The sequence below is a fragment of the Zhengella sp. genome (genome assembly GCF_041397485.1).
In the GTDB taxonomy this organism is placed as follows: Bacteria; Pseudomonadota; Alphaproteobacteria; order Rhizobiales; family Rhizobiaceae; genus Zhengella.
On record NZ_JAWKWO010000001.1, the window covers coordinates 638,635 to 663,275 of the forward strand.

General features: G+C 65.1%; 24 protein-coding genes and 1 tRNA gene. 17 read left to right on the plus strand and 8 right to left on the minus strand.

The window, feature by feature from the left end:
* On the minus strand, positions 1-2,244 hold the full coding sequence (locus R3D65_RS02965) for an AGE family epimerase/isomerase (RefSeq protein WP_371273740.1): 2,244 nt from the start codon (positions 2,242-2,244) through the stop codon (positions 1-3).
* 25 nt (positions 2,245-2,269) lie between these two features.
* A complete protein-coding gene (locus R3D65_RS02970; protein WP_371273741.1) occupies positions 2,270-3,787 on the minus strand; it encodes a phosphomannomutase/phosphoglucomutase in 1,518 nt (505 codons plus the stop codon).
* Positions 3,788-3,992: 205 nt separating this feature from the next.
* Between R3D65_RS02970 and R3D65_RS02975 the strand changes: the two genes are divergently transcribed.
* Together R3D65_RS02975 and R3D65_RS02980 are read left to right on the plus strand one after the other, a co-directional pair.
* Positions 3,993-4,069: transfer RNA gene (locus tag R3D65_RS02975), tRNA-Pro, on the plus strand.
* 386 nt (positions 4,070-4,455) lie between these two features.
* Positions 4,456-4,608 (plus strand): hypothetical protein, encoded by a 153-nt coding sequence (locus R3D65_RS02980; RefSeq protein ID WP_371273742.1) that lies wholly within the window; start codon positions 4,456-4,458, stop codon positions 4,606-4,608.
* Between the two features lie 81 nt (positions 4,609-4,689).
* On the opposite strand, the gene R3D65_RS02985 is transcribed toward R3D65_RS02980, so the two are convergent.
* Both R3D65_RS02985 and R3D65_RS02990 read right to left on the minus strand, forming a co-directional pair.
* Positions 4,690-5,391, minus strand: coding sequence for a 5-formyltetrahydrofolate cyclo-ligase (locus tag R3D65_RS02985; protein WP_371273743.1), 702 nt, complete (start codon positions 5,389-5,391; stop codon positions 4,690-4,692).
* A 90-nt stretch (positions 5,392-5,481) separates the two neighbouring features.
* On the minus strand, positions 5,482-5,904 hold the full coding sequence (locus R3D65_RS02990; protein ID WP_371273744.1) for a group III truncated hemoglobin: 423 nt from the start codon (positions 5,902-5,904) through the stop codon (positions 5,482-5,484).
* A gap of 86 nt (positions 5,905-5,990) precedes the next feature.
* Between R3D65_RS02990 and R3D65_RS02995 the strand changes: the two genes are divergently transcribed.
* The 8 genes from R3D65_RS02995 (at position 5,991) to R3D65_RS03030 (ending at position 11,535) form a co-directional block, all read left to right on the plus strand.
* Positions 5,991-6,407: an Rrf2 family transcriptional regulator gene (locus R3D65_RS02995; RefSeq protein ID WP_371273745.1), complete on the plus strand. Its 417-nt coding sequence runs from the start codon at positions 5,991-5,993 to the stop codon at positions 6,405-6,407.
* Between the two features lie 80 nt (positions 6,408-6,487).
* Entirely contained in the window at positions 6,488-6,598 is a 111-nt protein-coding gene (locus R3D65_RS03000) for a hexameric tyrosine-coordinated heme protein (RefSeq protein WP_371273746.1), read from the plus strand.
* Positions 6,595-6,858, plus strand: a complete 264-nt coding sequence (locus R3D65_RS03005) for a DUF6522 family protein (RefSeq protein WP_371273747.1) — start codon at positions 6,595-6,597, stop codon at positions 6,856-6,858. Before R3D65_RS03000 ends, R3D65_RS03005 begins: the two co-directional genes overlap by 4 nt.
* A 147-nt stretch (positions 6,859-7,005) precedes the next feature.
* Positions 7,006-7,857 (plus strand): transketolase, encoded by an 852-nt coding sequence (locus R3D65_RS03010; RefSeq protein ID WP_371273749.1) that lies wholly within the window; start codon positions 7,006-7,008, stop codon positions 7,855-7,857.
* Positions 7,854-8,888, plus strand: a complete 1,035-nt coding sequence (locus R3D65_RS03015; protein WP_371273750.1) for a transketolase family protein — start codon at positions 7,854-7,856, stop codon at positions 8,886-8,888. The genes R3D65_RS03010 and R3D65_RS03015 overlap by 4 nt, the downstream gene beginning before the upstream one ends.
* Before the next feature lie 42 nt (positions 8,889-8,930).
* Positions 8,931-9,692, plus strand: a complete 762-nt coding sequence (locus R3D65_RS03020; RefSeq protein WP_371273751.1) for an SDR family NAD(P)-dependent oxidoreductase — start codon at positions 8,931-8,933, stop codon at positions 9,690-9,692.
* 260 nt (positions 9,693-9,952) lie between these two features.
* Positions 9,953-11,257, plus strand: coding sequence for an O-antigen ligase family protein (locus tag R3D65_RS03025; RefSeq protein ID WP_371273752.1), 1,305 nt, complete (start codon positions 9,953-9,955; stop codon positions 11,255-11,257).
* A 125-nt stretch (positions 11,258-11,382) separates the two neighbouring features.
* Complete coding sequence (locus tag R3D65_RS03030; RefSeq protein ID WP_371273753.1) at positions 11,383-11,535, plus strand: hypothetical protein; 153 nt, start codon at positions 11,383-11,385, stop codon at positions 11,533-11,535.
* 59 nt (positions 11,536-11,594) lie between these two features.
* Here R3D65_RS03030 and R3D65_RS03035 read toward each other — a convergent pair whose 3' ends face one another.
* Together R3D65_RS03035 and R3D65_RS03040 are read right to left on the minus strand one after the other, a co-directional pair.
* Entirely contained in the window at positions 11,595-13,640 is a 2,046-nt protein-coding gene (locus tag R3D65_RS03035; protein ID WP_371273754.1) for an FAD-dependent oxidoreductase, read from the minus strand.
* A gap of 88 nt (positions 13,641-13,728) precedes the next feature.
* Entirely contained in the window at positions 13,729-15,315 is a 1,587-nt protein-coding gene (locus R3D65_RS03040) for a trimethylamine methyltransferase family protein (protein ID WP_371273755.1), read from the minus strand.
* Between the two features lie 97 nt (positions 15,316-15,412).
* Between R3D65_RS03040 and R3D65_RS03045 the strand changes: the two genes are divergently transcribed.
* Positions 15,413-16,381 carry a LysR substrate-binding domain-containing protein gene (locus tag R3D65_RS03045; protein ID WP_371273756.1) on the plus strand — a complete coding sequence of 323 codons (969 nt, stop codon included), beginning with the start codon at positions 15,413-15,415 and terminating at the stop codon, positions 16,379-16,381.
* Here the strand turns inward: R3D65_RS03045 and R3D65_RS03050 are convergent.
* Complete coding sequence (locus R3D65_RS03050; RefSeq protein ID WP_371273757.1) at positions 16,321-17,010, minus strand: TetR/AcrR family transcriptional regulator; 690 nt, start codon at positions 17,008-17,010, stop codon at positions 16,321-16,323. The genes R3D65_RS03045 and R3D65_RS03050 overlap by 61 nt on opposite strands.
* A gap of 139 nt (positions 17,011-17,149) precedes the next feature.
* Here R3D65_RS03050 and R3D65_RS03055 point away from each other — a divergent pair, with 139 nt between their 5' ends.
* From R3D65_RS03055 to R3D65_RS03080, 6 genes are all read left to right on the plus strand, one after another.
* On the plus strand, positions 17,150-18,214 hold the full coding sequence (locus tag R3D65_RS03055; RefSeq protein ID WP_371273758.1) for a C4-dicarboxylate TRAP transporter substrate-binding protein: 1,065 nt from the start codon (positions 17,150-17,152) through the stop codon (positions 18,212-18,214).
* A 98-nt stretch (positions 18,215-18,312) separates the two neighbouring features.
* Positions 18,313-18,855 (plus strand): TRAP transporter small permease subunit, encoded by a 543-nt coding sequence (locus R3D65_RS03060; protein ID WP_371273760.1) that lies wholly within the window; start codon positions 18,313-18,315, stop codon positions 18,853-18,855.
* Positions 18,855-20,162, plus strand: coding sequence for a TRAP transporter large permease (locus R3D65_RS03065; RefSeq protein WP_371273761.1), 1,308 nt, complete (start codon positions 18,855-18,857; stop codon positions 20,160-20,162). Before R3D65_RS03060 ends, R3D65_RS03065 begins: the two co-directional genes overlap by 1 nt.
* A gap of 61 nt (positions 20,163-20,223) precedes the next feature.
* Positions 20,224-20,994, plus strand: a complete 771-nt coding sequence (locus tag R3D65_RS03070; protein WP_371273762.1) for a cyclase family protein — start codon at positions 20,224-20,226, stop codon at positions 20,992-20,994.
* 11 nt (positions 20,995-21,005) lie between these two features.
* The gene (locus R3D65_RS03075) at positions 21,006-21,968 is read left to right on the plus strand and encodes a fumarylacetoacetate hydrolase family protein (protein WP_371273764.1); all 963 of its coding nucleotides are present in this window, start codon (positions 21,006-21,008) and stop codon (positions 21,966-21,968) included.
* Positions 21,969-22,097: 129 nt separating this feature from the next.
* Entirely contained in the window at positions 22,098-23,708 is a 1,611-nt protein-coding gene (locus R3D65_RS03080) for a GMC family oxidoreductase (RefSeq protein ID WP_371273765.1), read from the plus strand.
* 6 nt (positions 23,709-23,714) lie between these two features.
* On the opposite strand, the gene R3D65_RS03085 is transcribed toward R3D65_RS03080, so the two are convergent.
* Positions 23,715-24,533 carry a methyltransferase domain-containing protein gene (locus tag R3D65_RS03085; RefSeq protein ID WP_371273766.1) on the minus strand — a complete coding sequence of 273 codons (819 nt, stop codon included), beginning with the start codon at positions 24,531-24,533 and terminating at the stop codon, positions 23,715-23,717.
* Positions 24,534-24,641 lie beyond the last annotated feature (108 nt).

The window sequence follows — 24,641 nt, forward strand, 5'->3', positions numbered from 1 at the left end:
CTATCCGGCCCTGGGCTGGACTTCGAGGTAACGCGTCAGCGCGCAGACGAGGTGATAGAAGATCGAGGCCGGCACGTCCGCCGCGCGGGCTGCGCCCTTTTCGTCGATCAGGTCGATCCACAGGCCACGCGGCGCCGGATCGACATGCCAGCGGAACAGGCGGGCGACCCGCGATTCGATTTCCGGCTTCATGTCCGGTCCGCCGCCTTCGCTGTCAAGCGCGATGGCCGCCTTGATCGCCTCGGTCTGCGGCCAGGAACGGGACAGTTGATCGAGCGGAACCCCGGAGCGCGAGACGGCATTGTAGGCCAGGCCCGTGGCCCTGTTCAGCCCGTGCGCGACGGCGGACGCATAGAGCTTGCGCGCATAGGGCACGAGATCGGTCTGGCCGGTCGCTTCGGCGAAATCGGTCAGCAGTGACGCCCATTCGAAGTGGTGGCCAGGCTCCGTCCATGCCCCGCGCTCGCCGGGCTCCGGCTTCCAGCCGCCGTCGAAGAATTCGCCCAGAGTCCATGTCTCGGCATCAAAAAGCACGTGGCGGAACAGGTCGACGATACGTGCCGCGCGGCGCAGATAGGTCCGTTCCCCGGTGGCGTGGTACCAGGCAAGGAATGCCTCGAGCAGATGCATGTGCGGGTTGGACCGGCGCAGGTTCTCGCCATCGGAGGTTTCCAGGTAGCCGCGCAGGTTTGCGTCTTCGAGATGCTCGTCGAGGAAGTCGAAGGTCTCGCGCCCCAGTGTCAGCGCATCGGCATGGCCGGCAGCGTGGGCATGTGCCAGCGCCAGAAGCACGAAGGCATGGTCATAGGTATCCTCGACCGGATCGAGTACCGATCCGTCCGGGTTGAAGGCACGGATCCAGCCGCCGCGCCGCGTTCGGCCCCTGGTGGCCATGAAATCGATGCCATGGGCGATGAGTTCGTCGGCCGGACCTTGCCAGCCGTGGGCCTTGGCCACGGAAAACGCGTAGACCTGGCGCGCCATGGTGCGCATGCGCTTGGGCTTCAGGCGCGGCTGGCCGTCAAAGCCCAGTGTCTCGTGAAACCCGCCATGGACGCGGTCCACGCCGGCGGTCGACCAGAGCGGCAGCGTCTCCTCGAACAGCCAGTGACGCACCCGGCTGACAAAGGCGCCCGCCTCGATCACGCCATCGTGGCTGGGCGTGTAGCGGGTTTCCAGCCGGCCGCTTTTCTCAAGCTGTTGCACCACTTTCTTGACGTTCTGGCTTTCACTGACGGGCGCCACGAAAGTCGCGTCGGCAGTCGCCACCACGGCGACGTCCTTCAGGCCGATGACGGAGAGAAGGCGGCCTGAAGAGCGCAGGTAGCAATGCTGGCAATCGATGGCGACAACATCGCCGACGATCACGTTCCCGTCTTCATCGGCATCCGCCACATCGAGCAGGGATTGCCATGACCCCAGGTCGTTCCAGCGAAAACGGGCCTCGACCATGGCAATGCCATCGAGCTTTTCCATGATCGCGTAATCGATGGAATCGGAGCGGACGGCGAGATAATCGTCCTCGTGCAGGAAGGTTCCGCCCACTTCGTCGCGGGCGTTGGCGAGCGCCGTTGCCACGGCGGACCAGATGCCCGGTTCCAGGGCTTCGAATGCATCGCGCATGGCGGAGGCGCGGAACAGGAAAATGCCGGCATTCCAGTAGAAATTGCCGTCGGCAAGATAGGCCTCGGCGGTGGCATGGTCCGGCTTCTCGACGAAACGGGCGACGTCGCGCACCGGTGCGCCCGTGTCAGCTCCGGCCTCGATATAGCCGTAGCCGGTCTCCGGATGGGTGGGACGGACGCCAAAGACCACGACGCGCCCTGCCCGGGCCGCCTCCACGCCATCCTCCACCGTAGCCCAGAAATCGGCATCGGTGGCAATCACGTGGTCGGAAGGCACCACGAGGACGAGGTCGTCGCCGAAATCGCGCAATGTCACCTGCGCGGCCAGGGCCACGGCGGCGGCGGTGTTGCGGCCCATGGGCTCGTAGAGCGCGCGTCCGCCCCTGAGATCCTGGCCCGCCAGTTCCGCATTGACCCGCCCGGCATGGCGCTCGGTGGCAATGATGCAGACGGGGCCGGCGCCTGCGGTGCGCGCAGCCATGCGCCGGACCGTCTGATGGATCATGGATCCACCGCCGGACAGGTCGTGGAACTGCTTCGGATTGTCCTCCCGCGACAGGGGCCAGAGCCGCGACCCGATGCCACCGCTCATGACAAAGCTGACAATACGCGCACTCATGCTGGTCTTCCCCCGGCCTGCTGCTTCAGATCGACTGGTTATAGGCGCCGACTTCCGGATTTTCACGCAGGATTGCATCAACGGCGTGGAACACGGCGCGCTTGCGCTCCTCCGACACCGGGCTTTCCACCACGACAACGAGTTCGGGCTTGTTGGACGACGCGCGCACGAGGCCCCAGCTTCCATCCGACAGGCCCACGCGGATGCCATTGACCGTCACGAGGCTCTCGATCCGCTCGCCCGCCAGGGTCTCCCCGTTGCGTTTCATCCCGGCAAAGCGGGCCACGACCCTCTCCACCACGTCATATTTCTCCTCGTCGGCGCAATGGGGTGACATGGTGGGGGAACCGAAAGTCAGCGGCAGATCGCGGTAAAGGTCGGCCATCGACTTGCCGGGATTGCGCTCCAGCATGCGGCAGATGGCGGTGGCCGTGACGAGGCCGTCGTCATATCCGCGGCCATGGGGCGCATTGAAGAAGAAGTGGCCGGACTTCTCGAACCCGGCGACCGCGCCCAGTTCGCTCACCCGCCGCTTGATGTAGGAATGGCCGGTTTTCCAGTAATCGGTTTTCGCGCCATTGGCCGCCAGCACCGGGTCGGTCCTGTAAAGACCGGTCGATTTCACATCGACGACGAATTGCGCGCCAGGCCGCTCCGCCGACATGTCGCGCGCCAGCATGACGCCGACCTTGTCGGAAAAGATCTCGTTGCCCTCGTTGTCGACCACCCCGCAGCGGTCACCGTCGCCATCGAAACCAAGGCCGATATCGGCCTTGTGCGCCAGAACCGCGTCGCGGATGGCATGCAGCATTTCCATGTCTTCCGGGTTGGGGTTGTAGCGCGGGAAGGTGTAATCGAGGTCGCAATCCAGCGGAATGACCTCGCAGCCAATGCGCTCCAGAAGGTCAGGCGCAAAGGCGCCCGCGGTTCCGTTTCCGCAAGCGGCGACGACCTTGAGACGCCGCTTGAGTTGCAGGCCGCCGGCCAGATCGGCAAGGTAGCGTTCGCGCATGCCGGTCACCGTTTCGTAGGCTCCGCCACCGGGCAGGTCGAAATCGCCGTTGAGCACGATATCGCGCAACTGCGCCATCTCATCGGGGCCGAAGGTCAGCGGGCGCTGGCAACCCATCTTCACGCCGGTCCAGCCATTGTCGTTGTGCGAGGCGGTGACCATGGCCACGGAGGCGGCATCGAGCGCGAACTGGGCGAAATAAGCCATGGGCGAAAGCGCCAGGCCGATATCCTTCACGCGGGCGCCGGCGGCCATGAGCCCCTGGGCAAGCGCCAGCTTGATCGACAGCGAGTAGGAGCGGAAATCATGCCCGGTGACGATGTCCGGCCCCGCACCGCGCCGGCGGATCAGCGTACCAAGGCCCATGCCCAGCGCCTGCACGCCAAGCAGGTTCAGTTCCGGCGGCTTCTGTGCGCCCGGATGGCCGAACCACCACCGCGCGTCATATTCGCGAAATCCGGTCGGCTTGATGAGCGGGACGGTCTCGAAAGCCAAGGTATTCGGTCTGGCATCGGCGACAGGCTTGTGCATGAACGCTTCCAAAAACTGACGGTCTGTTCTGCCCTTCTACAGGCCATTGCCTTATGGCCGATTAAGCCGGAAGAAAACACCCTTTAAAACGCCGCCGGGACACAGACCGGTCAACAAGGCCGGCGCATCCGAATTTTGCGCATTTTTTCTCTTCCGGCGCTTGCAGGACGCCAACCCTGCCGCTATAGAACCGCCGACTGGTTCACGGAGTGTAGCGCAGCCTGGTAGCGCACCTCGTTCGGGACGAGGGGGTCGCAGGTTCAAATCCTGCCACTCCGACCAGCCAGATCAAGGACTTCGGGTCCTTTCCCCGATCTTTCTGCCCGAGATTCCCCGCTTTCTCCGTCACTCGCCCTGTCCGCGCCTGCGTTTTCTGCCGGTGCGTCTCCCGCATGGCATCTGCCGCCGACCGTGCAGGGCAAACCGGGACCTGCGAACGCGCCAGCGGGGAACAAAAACCGTGACGGGACTGTTGGATGCACAGTCCGTCACGGCGATACGCACCGCCCACCCAGGCGGAAGCGAGCGGTGGCGGGAACAGGCTTCAAGGCCCTGCAATCCGCCACAGCGGCAACCGGTGCTGCACCAGACATGCGAAACGATGTGGCAAATGACGGAAACATGCGTCTTGCATCGCGCGTCATCGCCAAACCTGCAATGGAGTTCCCATGGCCAACAGTTCCAAACCCATCACTGCCGAGCAGCCTGAACCTGGCGAGGACAGCAAGACGCAACCGCGAAAAAAGCCCCACCCGGCGAAACCGATCACCGAGGAGCAGCCGGATACCGATCCCGAAAACGGCGCGCGCAAGGACAGGTGAACCGCCCTCCCCGCAGGGCGACACCCGTTGCATTGGACGGCCAAGGTTCGCCGCTTGACGGAGCCCCGTTCATCGCAACAGTCAAGGGCGGGCGGGCCTTTCGTATCCCAAGCCGGCCTCGGTCAGGATGACATCAAGGGGAATGTCGTGGGGCTGGGGGAAGATGGTGTTCAGCTTCGCGCGTTCATAGCCGATACCGATCGTGACGGGACGGGGCCTCATCGCCGCGAGCGTTCTGTCGAAATACCCACCGCCATAGCCGAGACGGTAGCCGTCACCGGTCCAGCCCACGAGCGGTGCCAGCGTGATCGCGGGAATGACTTGCGCGGCGTCCGGCGGCGGGACCGGGATGCCCCAATCGCCCCGGACCATTTTCGTTTCGGGGGTCCAGCGGCGGAAGGTGAGAGGCGCAGCCCTTGTCTCGACCAGAGGCAGGGCGACAGTCACCCCTTCCTCGTGCAGTTCCTTCATCAGCGGTCGCAGATCCGGTTCGCCCTTGATTGGCCAATAGGCCGAAAAGACAAGGCCCCGAGCGCTTTCCTGGCGGGCATGCAGGATCTGGCGAAGATGTGCGGCCAGCATCTCGCCGACATGCTTGCGTTCGGCCACGGACAGCGCCATTCGCTGATTGCGCAGCCGGGTTCGCTCCGCTTTTCGCCATCGGGCAACGTCTCCGGCCTGCTGCGGATCGACGGTGAGCGGGTCGATATAACCCGGTGCAATCTCCGAGAGCGGCGAGGCATGGCTTGCGCGCAGGGGCGCCTTTCCGGATTTGTCCTTCATGTTGCCTCCCTTGATTTCACCGTGACCGCTCCCCCGACGAGCACCGGCAGCCTCACGCGATCCCGGCGCCTTCAGTCTGGAAATGGCGGGTCAGCTTTTCGCGTCCTCGACGGCCCGGTGCAATGCGCCCGCAATCCGCTCGGCACGTTCGATGACATGGGCAGCACCTTGCGGAGGGCAGACCTCGACGGCTGTCTCGCGGAACAGCGCCAGCCAACGCTCGAAATGGTCCCATTGAATGGGCAATTCGGCATGTGCGGGAACGGGTGCGCCCCGGTAGCGCCCGGTCAACAGCGCAACGGAGGACCAGAACGCCACCATCCTCTCCAGGTGCGGGTCCCAATCGGAAATCCTGTCAGCGAATATGGGCCCGAGAACCGCATCGGCACGGACCCTTCCATAGAAGCGACGCACCAGCCCGGACAGGATTTCCTCGTCCAGTCCTGTCTTCGCCATGATCTCGGCGGTCATCTTCGGGCGGGCGGAAACGATATGCGTGTCGGTGGCGGCCATGGCCGGCTCCCGTGCCTGGGGTTGCATCTCCGTCTATCCGTGTTAATTGGTATTGTAAATACCTATTCAAACGAATGGCGACGTGGATGCGACTGACGTCTTTCACCGATTACGGATTGCGCATGCTGATGCGCATGGCCAGTGCTCCCGAACGGGCATTTTCGACCGGAGAACTGGCCGACGAGTTCAGCCTGTCGCGCCATCACCTGACCAAGATCATGCAGCGGCTCGTTCTTGGCGGCATCGTCGAAACCCGGCGCGGCGGCAGCGGCGGGGCAATCCTGCGCCGTGCCCCTGCCGATATCCGGCTGGGGGACGTGGTGCGGCTGCTGGAACAGGGCCAGGCGCTTGCCGGCTGCTTTCAGCAGGCCGAAAGCGCCTGCACCATCGAGGGCTGCTGCCGTCTCAAGGCACGGCTGCGGCGTGCCGAAACGGCCTTCATCGACGATCTGAACACATCCACGCTGGCCGATATCGCCCTGCCCGAACCGGCGGCGGCATGATGGGCAAAGGCCCCACCCCGCCACCCCGGCCACGCCGCTTCAGCGCTCTTGCGGAAGACCTGAAACGAAAGGACACCACGATGACAAGCTGGATGCCAACGCTGCGCACGGCCACGCCCGAGGAAGGTTGTGACCTTGCGGTGAAGCTGACCGGGGTCGCGGCCAACACCTATGGGCGGGAGGCAACATGAGCGACGTGGAGCGGGATGGCGACGGCTTCGTGGTCGACGCGGCCGTGCTGGCGTCAGGGTTCAGGCTGCCGGTGCAGGAGATCAGGAGGCTGATGCAGGAAGGCCGGATCACCTCAATTTCCGAAATCGGCGAAGGCGAAGACGAAGGCCGCTGGCGCATCACCTTCTACCATGGAGACCTGGCCTTGCGGCTGGTCCTTAACGCTGACCACAGCATCAGGACAAGAGGCACGTTTCCGGTGCCGAACCGCGCCGGATAAAGGGTCCGTGCCGGCGCGATACGTGCCTTCTGCCGGCGGCGCATCACTTCAGATAATCTTCACTCCTATGTAATTTTTCGAGAACGACCGAAGAGCACGGATTGTGTATCCAACATGGCGTCCGGCCAACCGACGGAGGAGCCCTGCATGGATGCCGACCGCGCGCACCGCGCCTCCAACGTGCCGCTGGCCTTGCGGGCATGGAACATCCGCCGCAAGGCGCTGCTCATGGCGCAAGTCCAGGGCCAGGGCTATGTCGGCCAGGCGCTGGGCATTGCCGACGTCCTGGCGGCCAGTTATTTCCATGCACTGGACTATCGCGCCGAGGATCCTGAATGGGAGGGGCGCGACCGCTTCTACCTATCCATCGGCCACTATGCCATTGCACTCTATGCCGCCTTGATGGAAGCCGGCATCCTGCCGGAGGAGGAACTGGAAACCTATGGCATGGATGACAGCCGCATGCCGATGTCCGGCATGGCGTCATATACGCCGGGCATGGAAATCACCGGCGGTTCGCTCGGGCACGGACTCGGAATTGCCGTGGGCGCGGCAATGGCGCTGAAGCGCAAGAAAAACCCGGCCTTTGTCTACAATCTCATGTCGGACGGCGAATTGGGCGAAGGCTCCACCTGGGAAGCGGCCATGTCGGCCGTGCAGCACGGGCTCGACAACCTGATCTGCCTTGTCGATTTCAACGATCAGCAGGCCGATGGCAAGACCACCGACGCACTGGCCCGCGTGCCGGAGGAAGCCAAGTGGGCGGCGTTCGGCTGGCATGCGCAGCGGGTGGATGGAAACGACCTCGACGCCGTCGTGGCCGCGCTCGACACAGCGCGCGATATCGCCGCGGCGCGGCCACGCGTGATCATTTTCGACACGGCCATGTGCAAGGGGGTCGATTTCCTGGAGACGCGGGAAATCACGCATTTCGTCCGCGTCGAGCCGGATGAATGGGAAAAAGCCCTGGCCGTTCTGGATAGGGGGAAACCGGCATGACGCTTGCCTCGATGGCCCGCAAATACGAGCCGCGCAAGCCGGCGCGCGGTGGCAATGCCGCCACATCGGCGATGATCGCCTCGCTTGCGGCGGAAGGATATGACACGGTGTCCGCGCCTTTCGGCCACGCGCTGGTCGACCTTGCCCGCAAGGACGAACGGATTGTCGGGCTGACCGCCGATCTCGGCAAGTATACCGACCTGCACGTCCTGGCCGAGGCGATGCCGGACCGTTTCTACCAGATGGGCATGGCCGAGCAGATCCTGATGTCGGCGGCGGCAGGCATGGCACGCGAGGGCTTTCTGCCCTTCGCCACGACCTATGCGGTGTTCGCCGCGCGGCGCGCCTACGATTTCATCGCCATGGCGATCGCGGAGGAGAACCTGCCGGTCAAGATCGCCTGCGCCCTGCCCGGCCTGACGACGGGCTATGGCCCGAGCCACCAGGCGACGGAGGATCTGGCGATCTTCCGCGGCTTGCCGAACATGACCATCATCGATCCCTGCGATGCCGACGACATTGCCGGCATGGTGCCGCAGATCGCCGCCCATGACGGACCCGTCTACACCCGCCTGCTGCGCGGCAAGGTGCCTTCGGTGCTGACCCGGCACAAGCCCGATTACCGCTTCCGCCTCGGCAAGGCGCAGATGATCCGCGAGGGGCGCGACGTTCTCGTGATTTCCACGGGCATCATGACCATGCGCGCCCTCGATGCCGCAGTCATGCTGGCGCAAAAGGGCATCGAGGTCGCGGTCCTGCATGTTCCCACGATCAAGCCGCTCGACACGCCGACCATCGTTCGCGAAGCCGCCAGGGGCACGCGGCTGGTGGTCACGGCGGAAAACCACACGGTCAATGGAGGGCTCGGCGAGGCAGTGGCGCGCACGCTGCTCGTCAATGGCGTGACGCCGACCTTCCGCATGATCGGCCTGCCGGACGAATTCCTGGAGGCCGGCGCCCTGCCGACCCTGCACGAGATGTACGGCATTTCGACCGCGAAAGTGGCCGAACGGATCACGGGCTGGCTTTGACCGCCGGCCGACCTTTCTACCAGGCAAACCAGACAGGAGATGATGGCCATGGGCCTGCTTGAAGGAAAACATGCAATCGTGACCGGTGCAGCCAGCCCGCGCGGGCTTGGCAAGGCCACGGCGAGACTGTTCGCCGAGCACGGTGCGAGGGTTGCCATTCTCGACCTCGACGAGGCGGCGGCGAAGGCAGCGGCCGCCGACCTGCCGGGCGAAGGCCATACCGGCCTTGCCTGCGACGTGACCGACAAGCAGGCCTGCGAGAAGGCGGTCGCGGACCTGGAAAGGCTCTGGGGCCGGATCGACGTGCTCGTCAACAATGCCGGCATCACCCAGCCGCTGAAGATCATGGACATCCAGCCGGACAATTATGACGCCGTGCTGGACGTGAACCTGCGCGGCACGCTCTACATGAGCCAGGCCGCCATTCCGGGCATGCGCGAGCGCAAGGCCGGCGCGATCGTCAACCTGTCGTCGGTTTCGGCGCAGCGCGGCGGCGGCATATTCGGCGGGCCGCACTATTCCGCCGCGAAGGCCGGCATCCTTGGCCTGACCAAGGCCATGGCGCGCGAACTGGCGCCGGCCGGCGTGCGCGTCAACGCCATCTGCCCCGGCTTCATCGCCACCGACATCACCGCCGGCAAGCTGACACCGGCAATGAAGGAGCAAATCCTCGAAGGCATTCCCATGGGGCGGGCCGGCGAGGCATCCGACGTGGCGGGTTGCGCGCTTTTCCTGGCCAGCGACCTTTCAGCCTATTGCACCGGCACCGAAGTGGATGTGAACGGTGGTTCGCTGATCCACTGACCCGACCATCCTGAACAAGGGAGCCGGCAGACCCGGCCGGCCCCGGCTTTCAGGCGATGTGGTGATGCATCGAACGGAAGAGCGGCATGCCCCGGTCGTCACAACCATGACAATATGGCCACACCATTCATGCTACCTTGAGGAATGAAAGAAAAGCTGATTTGCCTTTTCGGTGCAACATGCTCTAAGCGGACGGTAAACACCGCCGGGGAAGCCAGACCGCAGCCGGCGGCGTTTGTCATGATCGAGAGCCGGAGTCCATGCCTGCCCTGCCCACCGCCATCCTGCGCTATCTGACCTCGCCCGGCGGAACGGCACTGGCCAGGGGCAATATCGTGTTCGCCGCACTTCTTGCCGGCTTCACACCGCTTGCCGGCAGCGGCGTCTCCGTCGTCGTTGCCGTCACCATGTGCTGGGGCATCCTGCTGCTTGCGGGCAAGCGGCTCGCCTTTCCGGCCCAACGGCAGGCATGGCTGGCAGCCGGGGCATTCGCGCTTTTCTTCATCACGGAAGCCCTTGCCACCGGGCTTTCCGGATTTTCCAGCGACGGGATGCAGGAAATCGCCGAAAACCTGCCATTCCTGGGCGTCCTGCCGCTTTTCGCGCTGATGACCGCCCGGCCCGCGACCCTCTTGCGGACGCTGTATCTGGCAGCCGCGGCCGGCGGCTTGCTGGCTGGCGCCGCAGCACTGGGCTTTCTGCTTTTCCAGCCGGACAAAAGGCTGGAACTGATGGCGGGCAATCCGCTTGTGCTCGCGCTGGCGGCTTCCGTCATGAACGGCCTGGCGCTTGCCGGCGCCCTGCGCTTGCGCGGATGGGAGCGCAATATCTGCCTTGCAGGCGCAATGGCCGCTGCCTTCCTTGTCATTTCGAGTGAAAGCCGGACCTATTGGTTCGGACTGCTTGCCATGCCGGTTGCCATGGCCGCTGTCCACATGCGCGCCACCCGGACGAAGGCCCTTGTTCTGGCAGGCATGGTGCTGACGGCCGGCGCGACCGCCTTCCTGGCCTATACCTATCTGCCGGTGGTGCAGGAACGCATCGAAGCGGTCTCCACCGACCTGGAAAAAGCCCGCAACAGCGATCTGAACACGTCGCTCGGCCAACGATTCGTGGTCTGGGAGACCGCGCGGCAACTGATCCGCGAAAAGCCGGTCTTCGGACATGGCGGGGGCGACATTCCCGGCCTGATGGCCGAGCGCAACGCCGAAACGGGCGGATACACCTTCGCCTTCACGCATTTCCACAATGCGATCCTGAACGTCCTCGTGCGCGGCGGCATCGTCAACCTGGCGGGCTTTCTGGCTGCGTTTCTCGCGCCGCTCGTGTTGCTGTGGATCAACCGGCACAGCGTTCACGGACGGGCGGCCCTGACGGCCGGCATTGCCGTCTACCTGCCCTATTGCCTCAGTGGCGTCACGGGGCTTGTCTTCGGCCACGACATCCATGATGCGCTTTTCATCGGGCTCAGCGTGGTTTGTCTCCAGGCCTCCTTCCCCGGCCAGGATGACGAACGGCAGGGCGATGACGGACAAGCCCCTGACCTGCGGCTTGCCATGCGCTGACGGCCCGCGGCACGACCGCCGCCTGTTGCATTTGCGCGACAGTCATGGGCTTCACGCGCCGTGATGAGGCCCACGGCAAAGCCAATGGTATTGAGTTTACTATACAGTCATGTAAACTCGTTTCCATGATGATTCTGGATCTTCTGCTCGCCCTCACTCTCGGTTTTGCCCTTACCGCCTGCGTCGTCACGGTGCTGGTGCGCTTTACCGATCCGAAGAGTCAGGAGCAGTGGTACCGCGCGAGCCAGGACGCGGAGGCCGCCGGGAGCGACCGCTGACCGGCGCGGGCCGGCGGCCCGCGGGTTCGGGTTTTCCGTCCTGCCGGAACATCCGGCTCTCAGACATCCTTCATGAACCGCAAACCGTCATAGATGGCCGCATGAGTGTTGCGCGAGGCGACAGCATCGCCGATGCGCACCAGATCGAAAGGCGCATCGGCCTGCCTTTCGGGGAAGATGTCGCCGGCATTGGCGACAAGCCGGTCATAAGCGACCGCACCCAGGTTTCGCGATCGCGGCTTGAGCGCATGATAGAGGTCGTCGAGCGGCGCCGTGCCATGCTCGACAACGACCATGTCGGCGCGGCGCTCTTCGCGGTACGCGTCGTCATAGGGTGAACCCAGCATCGCGACCAGGCGGTTGCCTTCGCGGTGCACGGCGAGCAGTTTCGTCGCCACGGTGATGCGGGCTCCAGCCGACTGGAGCGCCTTCATGTAGGGCGCGAGGTTCATGCCGCCTACATCGGGCGCGAAAAAACGCTCCGGCGAAACGAGGTCCAGGGATGCGCCGGCACGCGTGACCGCCTCGGCTGCGCTCATCGCCTGGTGACCGCCGTGATCGTCGTAGATCAGCACCTCGCCCTGCGGCTTCACGCCGCCAGACAGGATGTCCCAGGTGGACAAGACGAGATCGGCTCCTTCCTTCATCGGCGGGGTCTGCGGCACGCCGCCGGTCGCGATCACCACCAGGTCCGGCCCGAGCGCCAGCACATCCTCTTCTTCTGCCCATGTGTCGTAGCGGATCTCCACGCCGAGGCGGCCGAGTTCCGCCAGACGCCAGTCGATGATGCCGAGAAACTCGCGCCGGCGCGGGTTCTGCGCGGCAAGGCGCACCTGCCCGCCGGCCTGGCCGGATGCCTCAAGGACGGTGACGGCATGGCCGCGCTCGCCCAGCACGCGGGCGGCCTCCAGCCCGGCCGGGCCCGCGCCGACAACAACGGCGCGCCGCTTGCCTCCCTGCGCCGGCGCAATGACATGCGGCATGGTCGCCTCGCGGCCCGTTGCGGCATTGTGGATGCAAAGCGCCTCGCCGCCCTCGTAGATGCGGTCGAGGCAATAGGTGGCGCCGACACAGGGGCGGATTCGGTGTTCCTCGCCGCTCGTCACCTTTCGCACGATATGCGGCTCCGCAATATGCGGGCGGGTCATGCCGACCATGTCGAGCTTGCCCTCGGCGATGGCATGGCGGGCGGTGGCAACATCGGAAATCCGGGCCGCGTGGAAAACCGGGAAGCCCGTCTGCGCACGCACCTCGCCCGCGAAATCGAGATGTGGTGCCGAGCGCATTCCCGCCAGCGGGATGACATCGGCCAGCGGCGCGTCGTGGTCGATATGGCCGCGAATGAGGTTGATGAAATCGAGCTTGCCGGACGCGGCCACGCGACGGGCAATCTCCATGCCTTCGGCACGGCTCAGGCCGCCTTCCCAGTCCTCGTCGGCGACCATGCGCGTTCCCACGATGAAGTCGGGGCCGACTTCCGCTCGAATTGCATCGGTGACGGCCCAGAAGAAGCGCATGCGGTTGTCCAGCGTCCCGCCCCAGCCATCCTCGCGGCGGTTGGTGTTGGGCGACCAGAACGCATCGGTGAGGTGGCCATAGGCCTCGATCTCGATGCCGTCGAGGCCGGCAGCCTTCATGCGACCGGCGGCGGCGGCGAAATCGGCGACAATGCGCTCGATGTCCCAGTCCTCGATCTCCTTCGGGAACGCGCGATGGGCGGCCTCGCGCACCGGTGACGGCGAAACCACCGGCAACCAGTCGCCCTTGTTCCAGTTCGTCCTCCGGCCGAGATGGGTGAGCTGGATCATCACCGCGCATCCGTGCTCGTGGCAATCATCGGCAAGGCGCCTGAGCCAGGGCACGATCCCGTCCTTGTAGGCGAAGAGATTGCCGAAGGCCGGCGGACTGTCAGGCGAGACAATGGCCGATCCGGCGGTCATGGTCAGCGCGATGCCGCCCTTCGCCTTTTCCACGTGATAGAGCCGGTAACGGTCCTTCGGCATTCCGTCCTCGGAGTAGGACGGTTCATGCGCGGTGGACATGAGACGGTTCTTCAGCGTGAGATGCTTGAGTTGAAAGGGCTGGAGGATAGGATCGTTGGACATGGTCACGTGGGCCTGGGCAATTGGTTTCAATCGTGCCGCGGCGCGCCGCCGTTCAGGTGGTCCATGCTGCCTGCCGGGCGAAGGCGGATCAATACCATGCGTCGTCCATCGACGCCTTCTTCCGGTCGACGAAATCGCGCAGCGCCTCGTCGACGCCTTCATCGAGATGCGGCGCCTCATATTCGGCAAGCCGCGTCTTCCAAAGCCGGTTGGCCCGCGTCATGGCATCGACGGAGCCGCCCAGTTCCCACTTCTCGAACGGATCGTTGTCGGCGATTTCGGAATCCCAGAAGGCCGACTGGTAATTGCCCATCGTATGCGCACAGCCGAAGAAATGATTGCCCGGACCGACTTCGGCAAAGGCGTCGAATGCCAGGCTGTTGTCATCCACCGTCACGCCATCGAGATAGGAATGAAGCGCCCCGCACAGGTCCGCATCCATCATGAACTTCTCGTAGGACATGGACAGGAGCCCATCGAGAAAACCCGCCGAATGGAGGATGAAATTCGCGCCGCAATGAACGGCGGCAAGCATGGACATCGTGCCCTCGTTCATCGCCTGGGCGTCCGGCAGTTTCGACGTGGTGAAATTGCCGGAACAGCGCAAGGGCAGGTTCAGCCGGCGGGCAAGCTGCCCGATGACCATGGAACCGATGGCCGGTTCCGGCGTGCCGAAGGTGGGCGAACCGGAGCGCAGCGACATGGAGGACAGGAAGTTGCCATAGACGACCGGGGCGCCGGGCCGTTCAAGCTGGGTCAGGGCACAGCCGGCCATGGTCTCCGCATGGGCCTGGGCGATGGCGCCGGCATTGGTGACCGGCCCCATGGCACCGCCCAGGATGAAGGGCACCACCACACCGGCCTGGTTGGCGCGGGCATAGGCCCGCAGCACCGTCGTCATGGTGGCATCCCAGACCAGCGGCGAGTTGACGTTGACATTGCCCATGATGACGCAGTTTTCCGCCACGAAACCGGCGCCGAAGACCAGACGCGCCATCTCGATGGAATCCTCGGCGCGCTCCTCGGCCGTGATGGAGCCCATGAACGGCCGGTCGGAATAGCGCAGATGCGCATAGACCATGTCGACATGGCGCTTGTTGACCGGCACGTCGACCGGCTCGCAGATGGTCCCGCCGGAATGGTGCAGCCAGGGCGAGGACTGGGCGAGCTTGATGAAATTGCGGAAGTCCTCGATCGTTCCGTAGCGCCGCCCGTTGTCGAGATCCATCACGAAGGGCGACCCGTAGGCCGGGGCGAAGACGACATTGCGGCCGCCGACGCGGATGGTGTTGGCCGGGTTGCGCGCGTGCTGGGTGAACTCCGCCGGCGCGGTCTTCAGGATTTCACGCAGCATGCCCCTCGGGAACTTCACCAGTTCGCCTGTGACTTGCGCGCCGGCGTTGCGCCAGAGGTCGAGCGCGGCCGGATCGCCGCGGAACTCGATGCCGATCTCGGCCAGGATGCGCTCGGCCGTCTCCTCGATGCGGACCAGGCTTTCCTCGCCCAAGATGTCATAGGTGGGGATGTTGCGCACGATGTAGGGCCGGCCGATGCCCTGCGGCCCGTGTGTCCGGGCTTCCACGCGGGCATTGCGGCCACGGCGTTCGCGGCGGGCCGGCGCGGTGGCTGCGGCTTCATGTTCGGCCAATGTCTGTACTCCCGAGCCAGCGTCCATCGTCCCCTCCTGACAAATGCATCGACCTGATCACGGTAAACGCTCGACGCCTGCGCGTGACGCTGGAAAATCCTCATCATTTGTATAAGCTGGCCTTATGCAAAGCCTTCGCCACCTGCTGCCCTCCGCGGGCGCCCTGATCGTCTTTGAAGCCGCAGGACGGCTGTCTTCCTTCACGCGCGCGGCGCGCGAACTGGGCATGAGCCAGGCCGCAGTCTCCTATGCGGTGCGCGGGCTGGAGGAACAGCTCGGGGTGCCGCTTTTCCTGCGCGAGCACCGCAGGGTGCGGCTGTCGGAGGCCGGTGAACGCTTCTTCACCGATGTCACGCTGGGCCTGAACCATATCCGCAAGTCGGCCGAGGAGTTGCGCTCATTGGGCACGGGACGCAATGTCACCGTGCTGGCGTCCACGGCCTTTGCCTCGTTCTGGCTGATGCCACGGCTGCAGGATTTCCGCGAGGCGCTGCCCGATATCGACATCCGCATCCAGACCTCGGACCGCGACATCGATTTCCAGCTTGAGAACATCCCGCTGGGTGTTCGCGGCGGTGTGCCCGCCCAATGGCCGGCCTATGACAGCATGCTGCTCGCTGCGGAGGAGATCTATGCCGTCGCCAGCCCGCTCTATGCCCAGCGCCACGGCCTGCCGGAAACGCCGGAAGACCTCATCCATCACCGGCTCATTCACCTCGAAGAGCCCTATCGCGACGCCACCGACTGGAAGGACTGGCTGAAAAGCGCGGGCGTGGCGGACAATGTCGCGCCGCGCGCGTTGCTCATCAACGACTATGTGCTTGTCATCCAGGCCGTGATGGAAGGACAGGGCATCGCGCTCGGCTGGCGGCACCTGGTGCAGCGGCTTGTCGATGCCGGCCTGCTGGTGCGGGTGACCGGCCACGAACTGTCGACGTCCTACGGATTTCACATCCTCTGGCCGAAGGGCAAGGATCTCTCGCCGCAGGCACGGCGGGTGCGCGACTGGATGGCGGAGGAAGCGGCAAAGGCTCAGGCGGATGCGGCGCGCTCGATCCCGCCCGCGCAGAAATCGATCAATGTGCCGCGGTGACGGGCCAGCCGCTCGGCCGTGTCGCCGACCGGAAGCGTGCCCCCGTCCGAAGCCAGTGCCGCCATGCGGGTGGTGGAGGCCACGGTGGAAAGCATGGCGGCCACCGACATGACGAAAGCGGCGGCCAGTTTCTCCCGCGATGCCTGCGGACACAGCGCGGCGATCTCGTCGAGATAGACAAGGGCCATCGGGTCATAGAGATCCTTGACGGCCGGGTACCAGCGGCTGTCGCCGGCGGTGTGCGCAATGAGGCGGGCATAGGCCAGCCATTGCGGATCGCCGGCGCAGGCGCAATCGATATAGGGATCGATATAGGCCGCCATGAGATCGCGCAGGGTGATCGCCCCCCTGCCCTTTTCAGCCAGCAACCGGTCGAGCGCGGCCCGGCGGCCGGCCGAGAGCATGTCCACCCGGCGCTTCAGGATGGTGGAGAAGAGCGCTTCCTTGGAGCCGGAGTGAAAGCCGACAACGCCCAGCGTCACCTCCGCTTCCTGGGCGATCTGGCGGATCGAGACGGCATCGAAGCCATGATCGGCAAACAGCCGCTCGGCGGCGTCCAGCACACGTTCGCGCGTCGCCTCGCCACGCAGCACCCGGCCGTCCTCCCGCTGCCTGCCTCCTGCCTTCACATCGGCCTCCCGACTTCGTCTTGACAATTAATACATACGTACAGATAGTTTTCCAGTCCCTGCGCATGGCGGATGCCGCGCGGGAGAGCGTCCGGGTTGGGAGGCCCGGCATCCGATCAGGTCATTTGGGAGGACCGTCATGCTTCGCAGAACCTTCATGGCCGCGAGCCTGCTCGCCGCCAGTTTTCTGTCTTCACCTGCCGCACATGCGGACGAGATCGACATCACGACCGTGGCCGGCCACCCGCCGGTCTTTCTCTGGGTCAAGCTCATCCCGGAAGCCTTCATCCCGGCCGTCGAGAAGGCGCTGGAAGGCACCGGCCACACGGTAAACTGGACCGAGGCCTATGGCGGCACGCTGGCCAAGGTGGGCGGCGAACTGGAGGCGATGGAGGAAGGACTGGCGCAGATCGGCGTCGTCTCCAGCCTGTTCGAGGCGTCGCTGCTGCCGTTGCAGAACGTGTCCTATGTCACGCCTTTCCATTCGCCGGATGCCGCTGTCGTGTTCGATGCCATCGAGCAGATGCACGAGGAAATTCCCGACATGCGCAAGCTGTGGGAAGACAAGGATCTGGAATACCTCTCCGGCGGCTTCGGGCTGGAGGACTATTTTCTCATCACGAAATTCCCGGTTTCCTCCATCGACGACCTGAAGGGCAAGAAGATCGGCGCGCCGGGACCGGCGGTCAACTGGCTGAAGGAAACGGGCGCGGTCGGCGTGTCCGGCAACCTCACCACCTATTACAACGACCTGCAGACCGGCGTCATCGATGGCGTGGTGGTGTTTCCGACGGCGGCAGCGCCGGCCAAGCTGGCCGAGCAGGCGAAATACATCACCAAGGTGCATTTCGGCGCGCAATATGCAGGCGCCCTGGTGGCCAAGAAGAGCTGGTTCGAGGAACAGCCCGAAGCGGTGCAGGAGGCCATCCGCGCCGGCGTGGCGGCCTATGCCAAGGCCTATCGTTCGGGCCTGGAAGCGCGGGTCGCCGGCGCCTACAAGGCGCTCGAGGCTGCGGGCGCAGAAATCTCCGAGATGGAGGCGGGCGAGCGCAAGCGCTGGGCCGACGCGCTGCCCAACATCGCCATGGACTGGGCCAAGGCACAGGATGCCGCCGGACTGGCGGGTACCGAGGTGCTGAAGGCCTTCATGGCGAAACAGCAGGCCGCGGGCGAGGACCTGATCCGCGACTGGTCGAAGGAATGAGGCGGCTCACCTGAGCCCCTCACCGGGGGCGCGGCATCCGCCCCCGGCCCGCGCTCCCGCCCTGCCATCGAGCCATAGCCAGCCGCGTAAGGCCTGCCATGTCCAGACAATCGACCAATGCCTTTGCGCGCGTCTTTTCCGGCGTCACCGTGTTGGCCAATGTGGCCGCGACGGCGTGGATCATCCTGCTGATGGTTCTGATCGTCGCCGATGTGCTAGGCCGGAACTTTCTGGCCTCACCCATTGCCGGGGTGCCGGAAATGGTGAAATTCTCGATTGTCGGCATCGTCTTCCTGCAGATCACGCATACGCATGTGTCCGGGCAGATGATCCGGTCCGACGGGCTTCTTGCCGCCCTGATCCGGCGCAAGCCGCGGCTGGGGCACGGGCTCGATGCCTTCGCGCAAGCGACCGGCGCGGCGCTGACCGCAGCCCTTGCCTGGACCGTCTGGCCGCGCCTCATCAAGGCGTATGAACGTGGCGAGTTCGAGGGCGCGGTCGGCCATTTCGTGCTCCCGGTCTGGCCGTTTCTCGCGATCATCGTCGCCGGTTCGGCGCTGCTGTCCCTGTCCTATCTCATCCAGTGCTGGCAGGCCGTTGACCGGGCGCGAACGGGCGCAGCACCGGCGGAGGACCGCTGATGGAGCCGCTGACCATCGGAATCGTGTCGCTGGCCGCCATTCTCGTGCTGATCTGGGGCGGCATGCATGTGGCCATCGCGCTGGCCACCGTCTCGCTGTTCGGTGTCTGGGCGATCACCGGCAAGCTCAAGCTGGCGCTGAACTTCGTGGCGCTGGCCGCTACCGATTCCATCGCCGACTATGCCTTCGGCGTGGTGCCACTGTTCGTGCTGATGGGCATCGCCGTTTCCGAGACGGGGCTGGGGCGGGACACGTTCGCGGTGATCTCGCGCCTGTTGCGCGGCATTACCGGCGGGCTTGGCATCGCCACGGTCTTCTCCAATGCCGTCTTTGCCGCAATCACCGGCATTTCCATCGCCTCGGCGGCCGTCTTCGCGAAGGTCTCGGTGCCGGAAATGATCCGCGCGGGCTATGACAAGCGCCTCGCTGCGGGCGTGGTGGCCGGATCCTCGGTGCTCGGCATGCTGATCCCGCCGAGCCTGCTGCTCATCCTTTTCGCGGTGCTGACCGACAGTTCCATCGGCGAACTGTTCCTGGGCGGCATCGGTCCCGGCCTGCTGCTGACCGCGGGCTTTGCCGCCTGGATCGTGTTCATCGGGCTGACGCGGCCGGAGCGGGTGGGCAAGGGCGCGCTTGCCGGCGATGCCGAAGGCGATCCCGTTCGCCGGCGCATGCTGCTGCCGGTGGTCTTTCTCGCCGCCATCGTTCTGGGCGGCATCTATCTGGGCTTCTTCACGCCGACGGAGGCCGGCGCCGTCGGCGCCTTCGCCGCACTGGCCATCGCGTTCGCCATGCGCCGTCTCGATGCGACCTCGGCCTGGCGCATTACCGTCCAGACAGGCCATATCACGGCCGCGGTGTGCTTTCTCATCATCGGCGCGGCGATCTATGGCCGGATGCTGGCCTTTTCCGGCGTGCCGGGCGCGGTGACGAACTGGGCCACGCAGGCCGGCCTCGGGCCGTTCGGCTTCCTGCTCCTGTTCAGCGCCATCCTCGTCGTGCTCGGCACCATTCTCGACAGCGCGTCGATCATGCTGGTCACCGTGCCGCTGGCCTTTCCCATCGCCCAGGGGCTGGGGATCGACCCGGTGCATTTCGGCCTCATCACCGTCATGGCCATCGAGATCGGCCTGCTGACGCCGCCACTCGGCATTTCCGTCTTCGTCGTCACCTCGACGCTGAGGGGCACGGGCGTGGAACTGAAGGACGTGTTCATCGGGGCAGCGCCCTTCGCGCTGGTCATGGCGGTCACGCTCATTGCCGTCATCGCCTTTCCGGCCATCGTCACATTCATCCTGGGGCGGTAGCCATGCGCCCTTCCCGCAGCCAAGACGGGCGATCCGGGCCCGGCACAAACGGAGAGAGACCATGAGACTCGTCGATCTGTCCAACCCGCTGGAAAATACCGACTATGCCGATCCGCCGGGCCTCGGTCCCAAGATCGCCTATTTCGGGCACAACGACACGGCGGAACAGCTTCTGTCCTTCTTTCCCGGCGTCACGCGCGACCAGCTTCCCGGCGGCGAAGGCTGGGCGGTGGAACAGGTGACGCTGTCCACACACAACGGAACCCATATCGACGCGCCCTATCACTACCACTCCACCATGGATGGCGGGAAGCGCGCCATCACCATCGACGAGGTGCCGCTGGAATGGTGCTGGGGACGTGGCGTGAAGCTCGACTTCCGCCATTTCGCAGACGGCCACGTGGTGACGGCAGACGAGATGGAGACCGCCTTCAAGGCCATCGGCCACGAGCTTGCCGCCGGCGACATCGTGCTCGTGAACACCGCTGCCGGGGCCGCCTACGGGCAGCCGCATTACGTGGCGACGGGCTGCGGCATGGGCCGCGATGCGACACTCTATCTCACCGACCGGGGCGTGCGGGTCTGCGGCACGGATGCCTGGAGCTGGGATGCGCCCTTCGTCCATACGGCGAAGCGGGTGGCGGAAACCGGCGATGCCTCGCTGATCTGGGAGGGCCACCGCGCCGGCATGGTGCATGGCTATTGCCATATCGAGAAACTGGCCAATCTCGACAGCCTTCCTGCAACCGGTTTCGAAGTGGCGTGTTTCCCCGTGAAGGTGAAGGCGGCCAGCGCGGGCTGGTGCCGGCCGGTCGCCATTTTCCGCGATTGAAGGAAAGCAAAATGAAACTCGCGACTTACGAGAAAGACCTGCAACAGAGAATCGGCGCCGTGATCGATGACGGCGCCGCCATGATCGACCTGAAGGCGGCCGCCGGGGCAGAGTCACGCGGGGTTCTCGACACCATGCTGACGCTGATCGAGGCGGGCGAGGACGGCATGGCGATTGCCCGCATGGCGCTGGAGCGGGCCGGCCCGGAGCACCGGATCGCCATGGCCGACGTGAAGCTGCTCGCGCCCCTGCCCGTGCCGCCGCAGATGCGCGACGCCTCGGTCTATCCGCTGCATGTGCGCCAGGCACCGGCAGGGATGCAGAAACTGGCGGCGAAACTGCAAGGCCAGCCGGAACCCGAGACGGCTCTGCCCGACGACGTGCCCGCCGTCTATCGCGACCTGCCGATCTACTACATCACCAACCGATTCTCGGTGATCGGGCCGGAAGCAACCGTGACCTGGCCGCGCTATTCGAAATTCATGGATTTCGAGCTGGAATTCGCCGCCATCATCGGCCGGCGCGGCAAGAATATCGGGAAGGACGCCGCCTTCGAGCATGTCTTCGGCTACACGATCTTCAACGACTTCTCCGCGCGCGATGCGCAATTGAAGGAGATGCAGGGCATGCTCGGCCCGGCCAAGGGCAAGAGCTTCGACAGCGGAAATGCGCTCGGCCCGTGGATCGTGACGCGTGACGAGATCGCCGACCCGCAGGCGCTCAAGGTGGAGGTGCGCGTCAACGGAACGCCCTGGATGACGTCGGACACGTCGGGCATGCTGCACGGCTTCGACGCAATCATCGCCCATGTCAGCGCCGACGAGACGCTGCATCCGGGCGAAGTGATCGGTTCCGGCACGGTGGGCAATTGCTGCGGGCTGGAACAGAACCGCTACCTGCAATCCGGCGACATCGTGGAACTGGAGGTGGAGGGTATCGGCACCTTGCGGAACATGGTCATCGCGCAAGGGTGAAGCGGCGGCGTGCAAGGAAGCGCCATCCGGTTTGCACATGCTGCCCTTTCCTTGGCGCGCCACTCGGTCCATCATGGAAATCAAGAGGATGCCGGCGGTTCCGGCAGCGGGCGTTCAGGAGGGGAGGCCATGGCTCCGATCGGCGAATTCGACTATGTCATCGTGGGCGCGGGCACGGCGGGCTGCGCGCTGGCCAACCGTCTGTCGGAAGACGCGGGCAAACGGGTCCTGCTGCTGGAAGCCGGCGGCAAGGACAATTACATCTGGGTGCATGTGCCGGTCGGCTATCTCTACTGCATCGGCAACCCGCGCACCGACTGGGGCTATTCCACCGAGGCGGAGAAGGGCCTGAACGGGCGCTCGCTGCTCTATCCGCGCGGGCGCGTGCTGGGCGGCTGCTCCTCCATCAACGGCATGATCTACATGCGCGGCCAGAAGGGCGACTATGACCATTGGCGCCAGCTCGGCAACACGGGCTGGGGCTGGGATGACGTTCTGCCCTATTTCAGGAAGTCGGAAGATTATTATGCCGGGCCGGACGAGATGCACGGCGCGGGCGGGGAATGGCGGGTGGAGGAACAGCGGCTTCGCTGGGACATTCTCGATGCATTCCGCGATGCCTGCGTGGCCGCCGGCATTCCCGCCACCGACGATTTCAACCGCGGCAACAACGAGGGCGTCGCCTATTTCCGCGTCAACCAGCGCAATGGCTGGCGCTGGAACACGGCCAAGGCCTTTCTGCGGCCGGCCATGAACCGGCCCAACCTGACCGTCATGACGAACGCACAGGTCAGCCGGCTGATCCTGGACGGCAAGCGGGTGACCGGGGTGGCCTTCAGGCGCAACGGGCAGGCCATGGAAGCGAGGGCGCGCGGCGAGGTGATCCTGTCGGCCGGATCGCTCGGCAGCGTCCAGATCATGCAACTTTCTGGTATCGGCCCCGGCGCGGTGCTGCAAGGACATGGAATCGACGTGCTGCACGACCTGGCCGGCGTGGGCGAGAACCTGCAGGATCATCTGCAATTGCGCATGGCCTTCAAGGTGAGCGGCGTCGAGACGCTGAACCAGCGCGCTGCCTCGCTCTTCGGCAAGGCGCGAATCGGGCTGGAATACATGTTGCGGCGCACCGGGCCGATGTCGATGGCGCCCTCGCAGCTTGGCGCGTTCACGAAATCCGACCCGGCTCTGGACTATCCGGACCTGCAATATCACGTGCAGCCGCTGTCGCTGAACAAGTTCGGCGAGCCGCTGCACCCCTTCCCCGCCTTCACCGCCTCGGTATGCAACCTGCGCCCGCACAGCCGCGGCCATGTGCGGATCCGCTCGGCCGATCCGGCGGATCATCCGGCGATCCAGCCCAACTACCTGTCCACTGCCCATGACCAGCAGGTGGCAGCACGCGCCATCCGCATCACGCGCGGGATCGTGTCGCAGGAACCGGTGCAGCGCTACCACCCGGAGGAATTCATGCCGGGGCCGCAATTCCAGAGCGACGAGGACCTGGTGGAGGCGGCAGGCGCCATCGGCACGACCATCTTCCACCCCGTGGGCACGGCCAAGATGGGATCGGACCCGATGGCGGTGGTGGACGGGCGGCTCAAGGTGCATGGGCTGGAAGGCCTGCGCGTGGCGGATGCCTCCGTCATGCCGACGATCACGTCCGGAAACACCAATTCGCCGGTGCTGATGATCGCCGAAAAGGCCGCCGACATGATCCGTGCGGATGCGAAGGCGGCCTGAGCGCGCTCAGTTCACCTTGCGCGCCAGCACGAGATGGCCGGGAATGGGCTGACCCTCGTCCATGCGCACCGTGACCGGCTCGATATGCGTGATGGTGAATCCGTGCCGCGACAGCACCGCCTGCAAATAGGCGGGATTGTGGGCGAAGCGGTGCTTCGGCGTGACCTTCCAGCCCTTTTCCCCGATTGCCTCATCGGCCATGGTCTCGGTGGAGAAGGCGAAAATGGCGCCGGGATTGGTGCGTTTCGCCACGCCCGCGACGATACGCTCCAGATCGCCAAGATAGGGCATGACATCGGTGGCGGCGACGAAATCCCAGGGCGCTTCGTCCTCGACATTCTCCACGAAATCGACGGCCTCGGCGACATAGAGGCCGTCATAGACGTCCCGCTCGTCGGCCATCTCTATCATGCGCTCCGAGATATCGACACCGATGAAGTCGGCAACCATGCCGTCCAGGGCGCTGCCGGTCAGCCCCGTTCCACAGCCCAGATCCAGACCGCGCGCGTGGGGTCCGGGCGCATGATCGAGCAGCATCTGGCGCAGTTGCAGCGGGATGGCATAACCAAGCTGCTCCACGAGAATGTCGTCGAAGGCGGCGGCGTGCTGGTCGAACAGGGTTTCGACATAGGCGTCGGGCGCCTTGTCGGGATCGGGCGCGCGGCCGAGCGCGGCCAGGCGCACGGAGGCGCCGCAATGGTCGGCCGGATCGAGCGCCAGCACTTCGCGCCATGCCGCTTCGGCGCCGTCGATGTCGCCGGCCTTTTCCAGCCTCAGCGCACGCTCATAGGCTTCCGCCAGCCTGTCCTCATCGAATTCCGTCATATCCGTGATCCTGCGCCATTTCGTGCTTTTCGTGCGGAGGCAACCGGCATACCTTCCTGCCACCAAGGCTTTAGCCCGGCTGCCACGGGACGGAAAGCCCCAAACGAC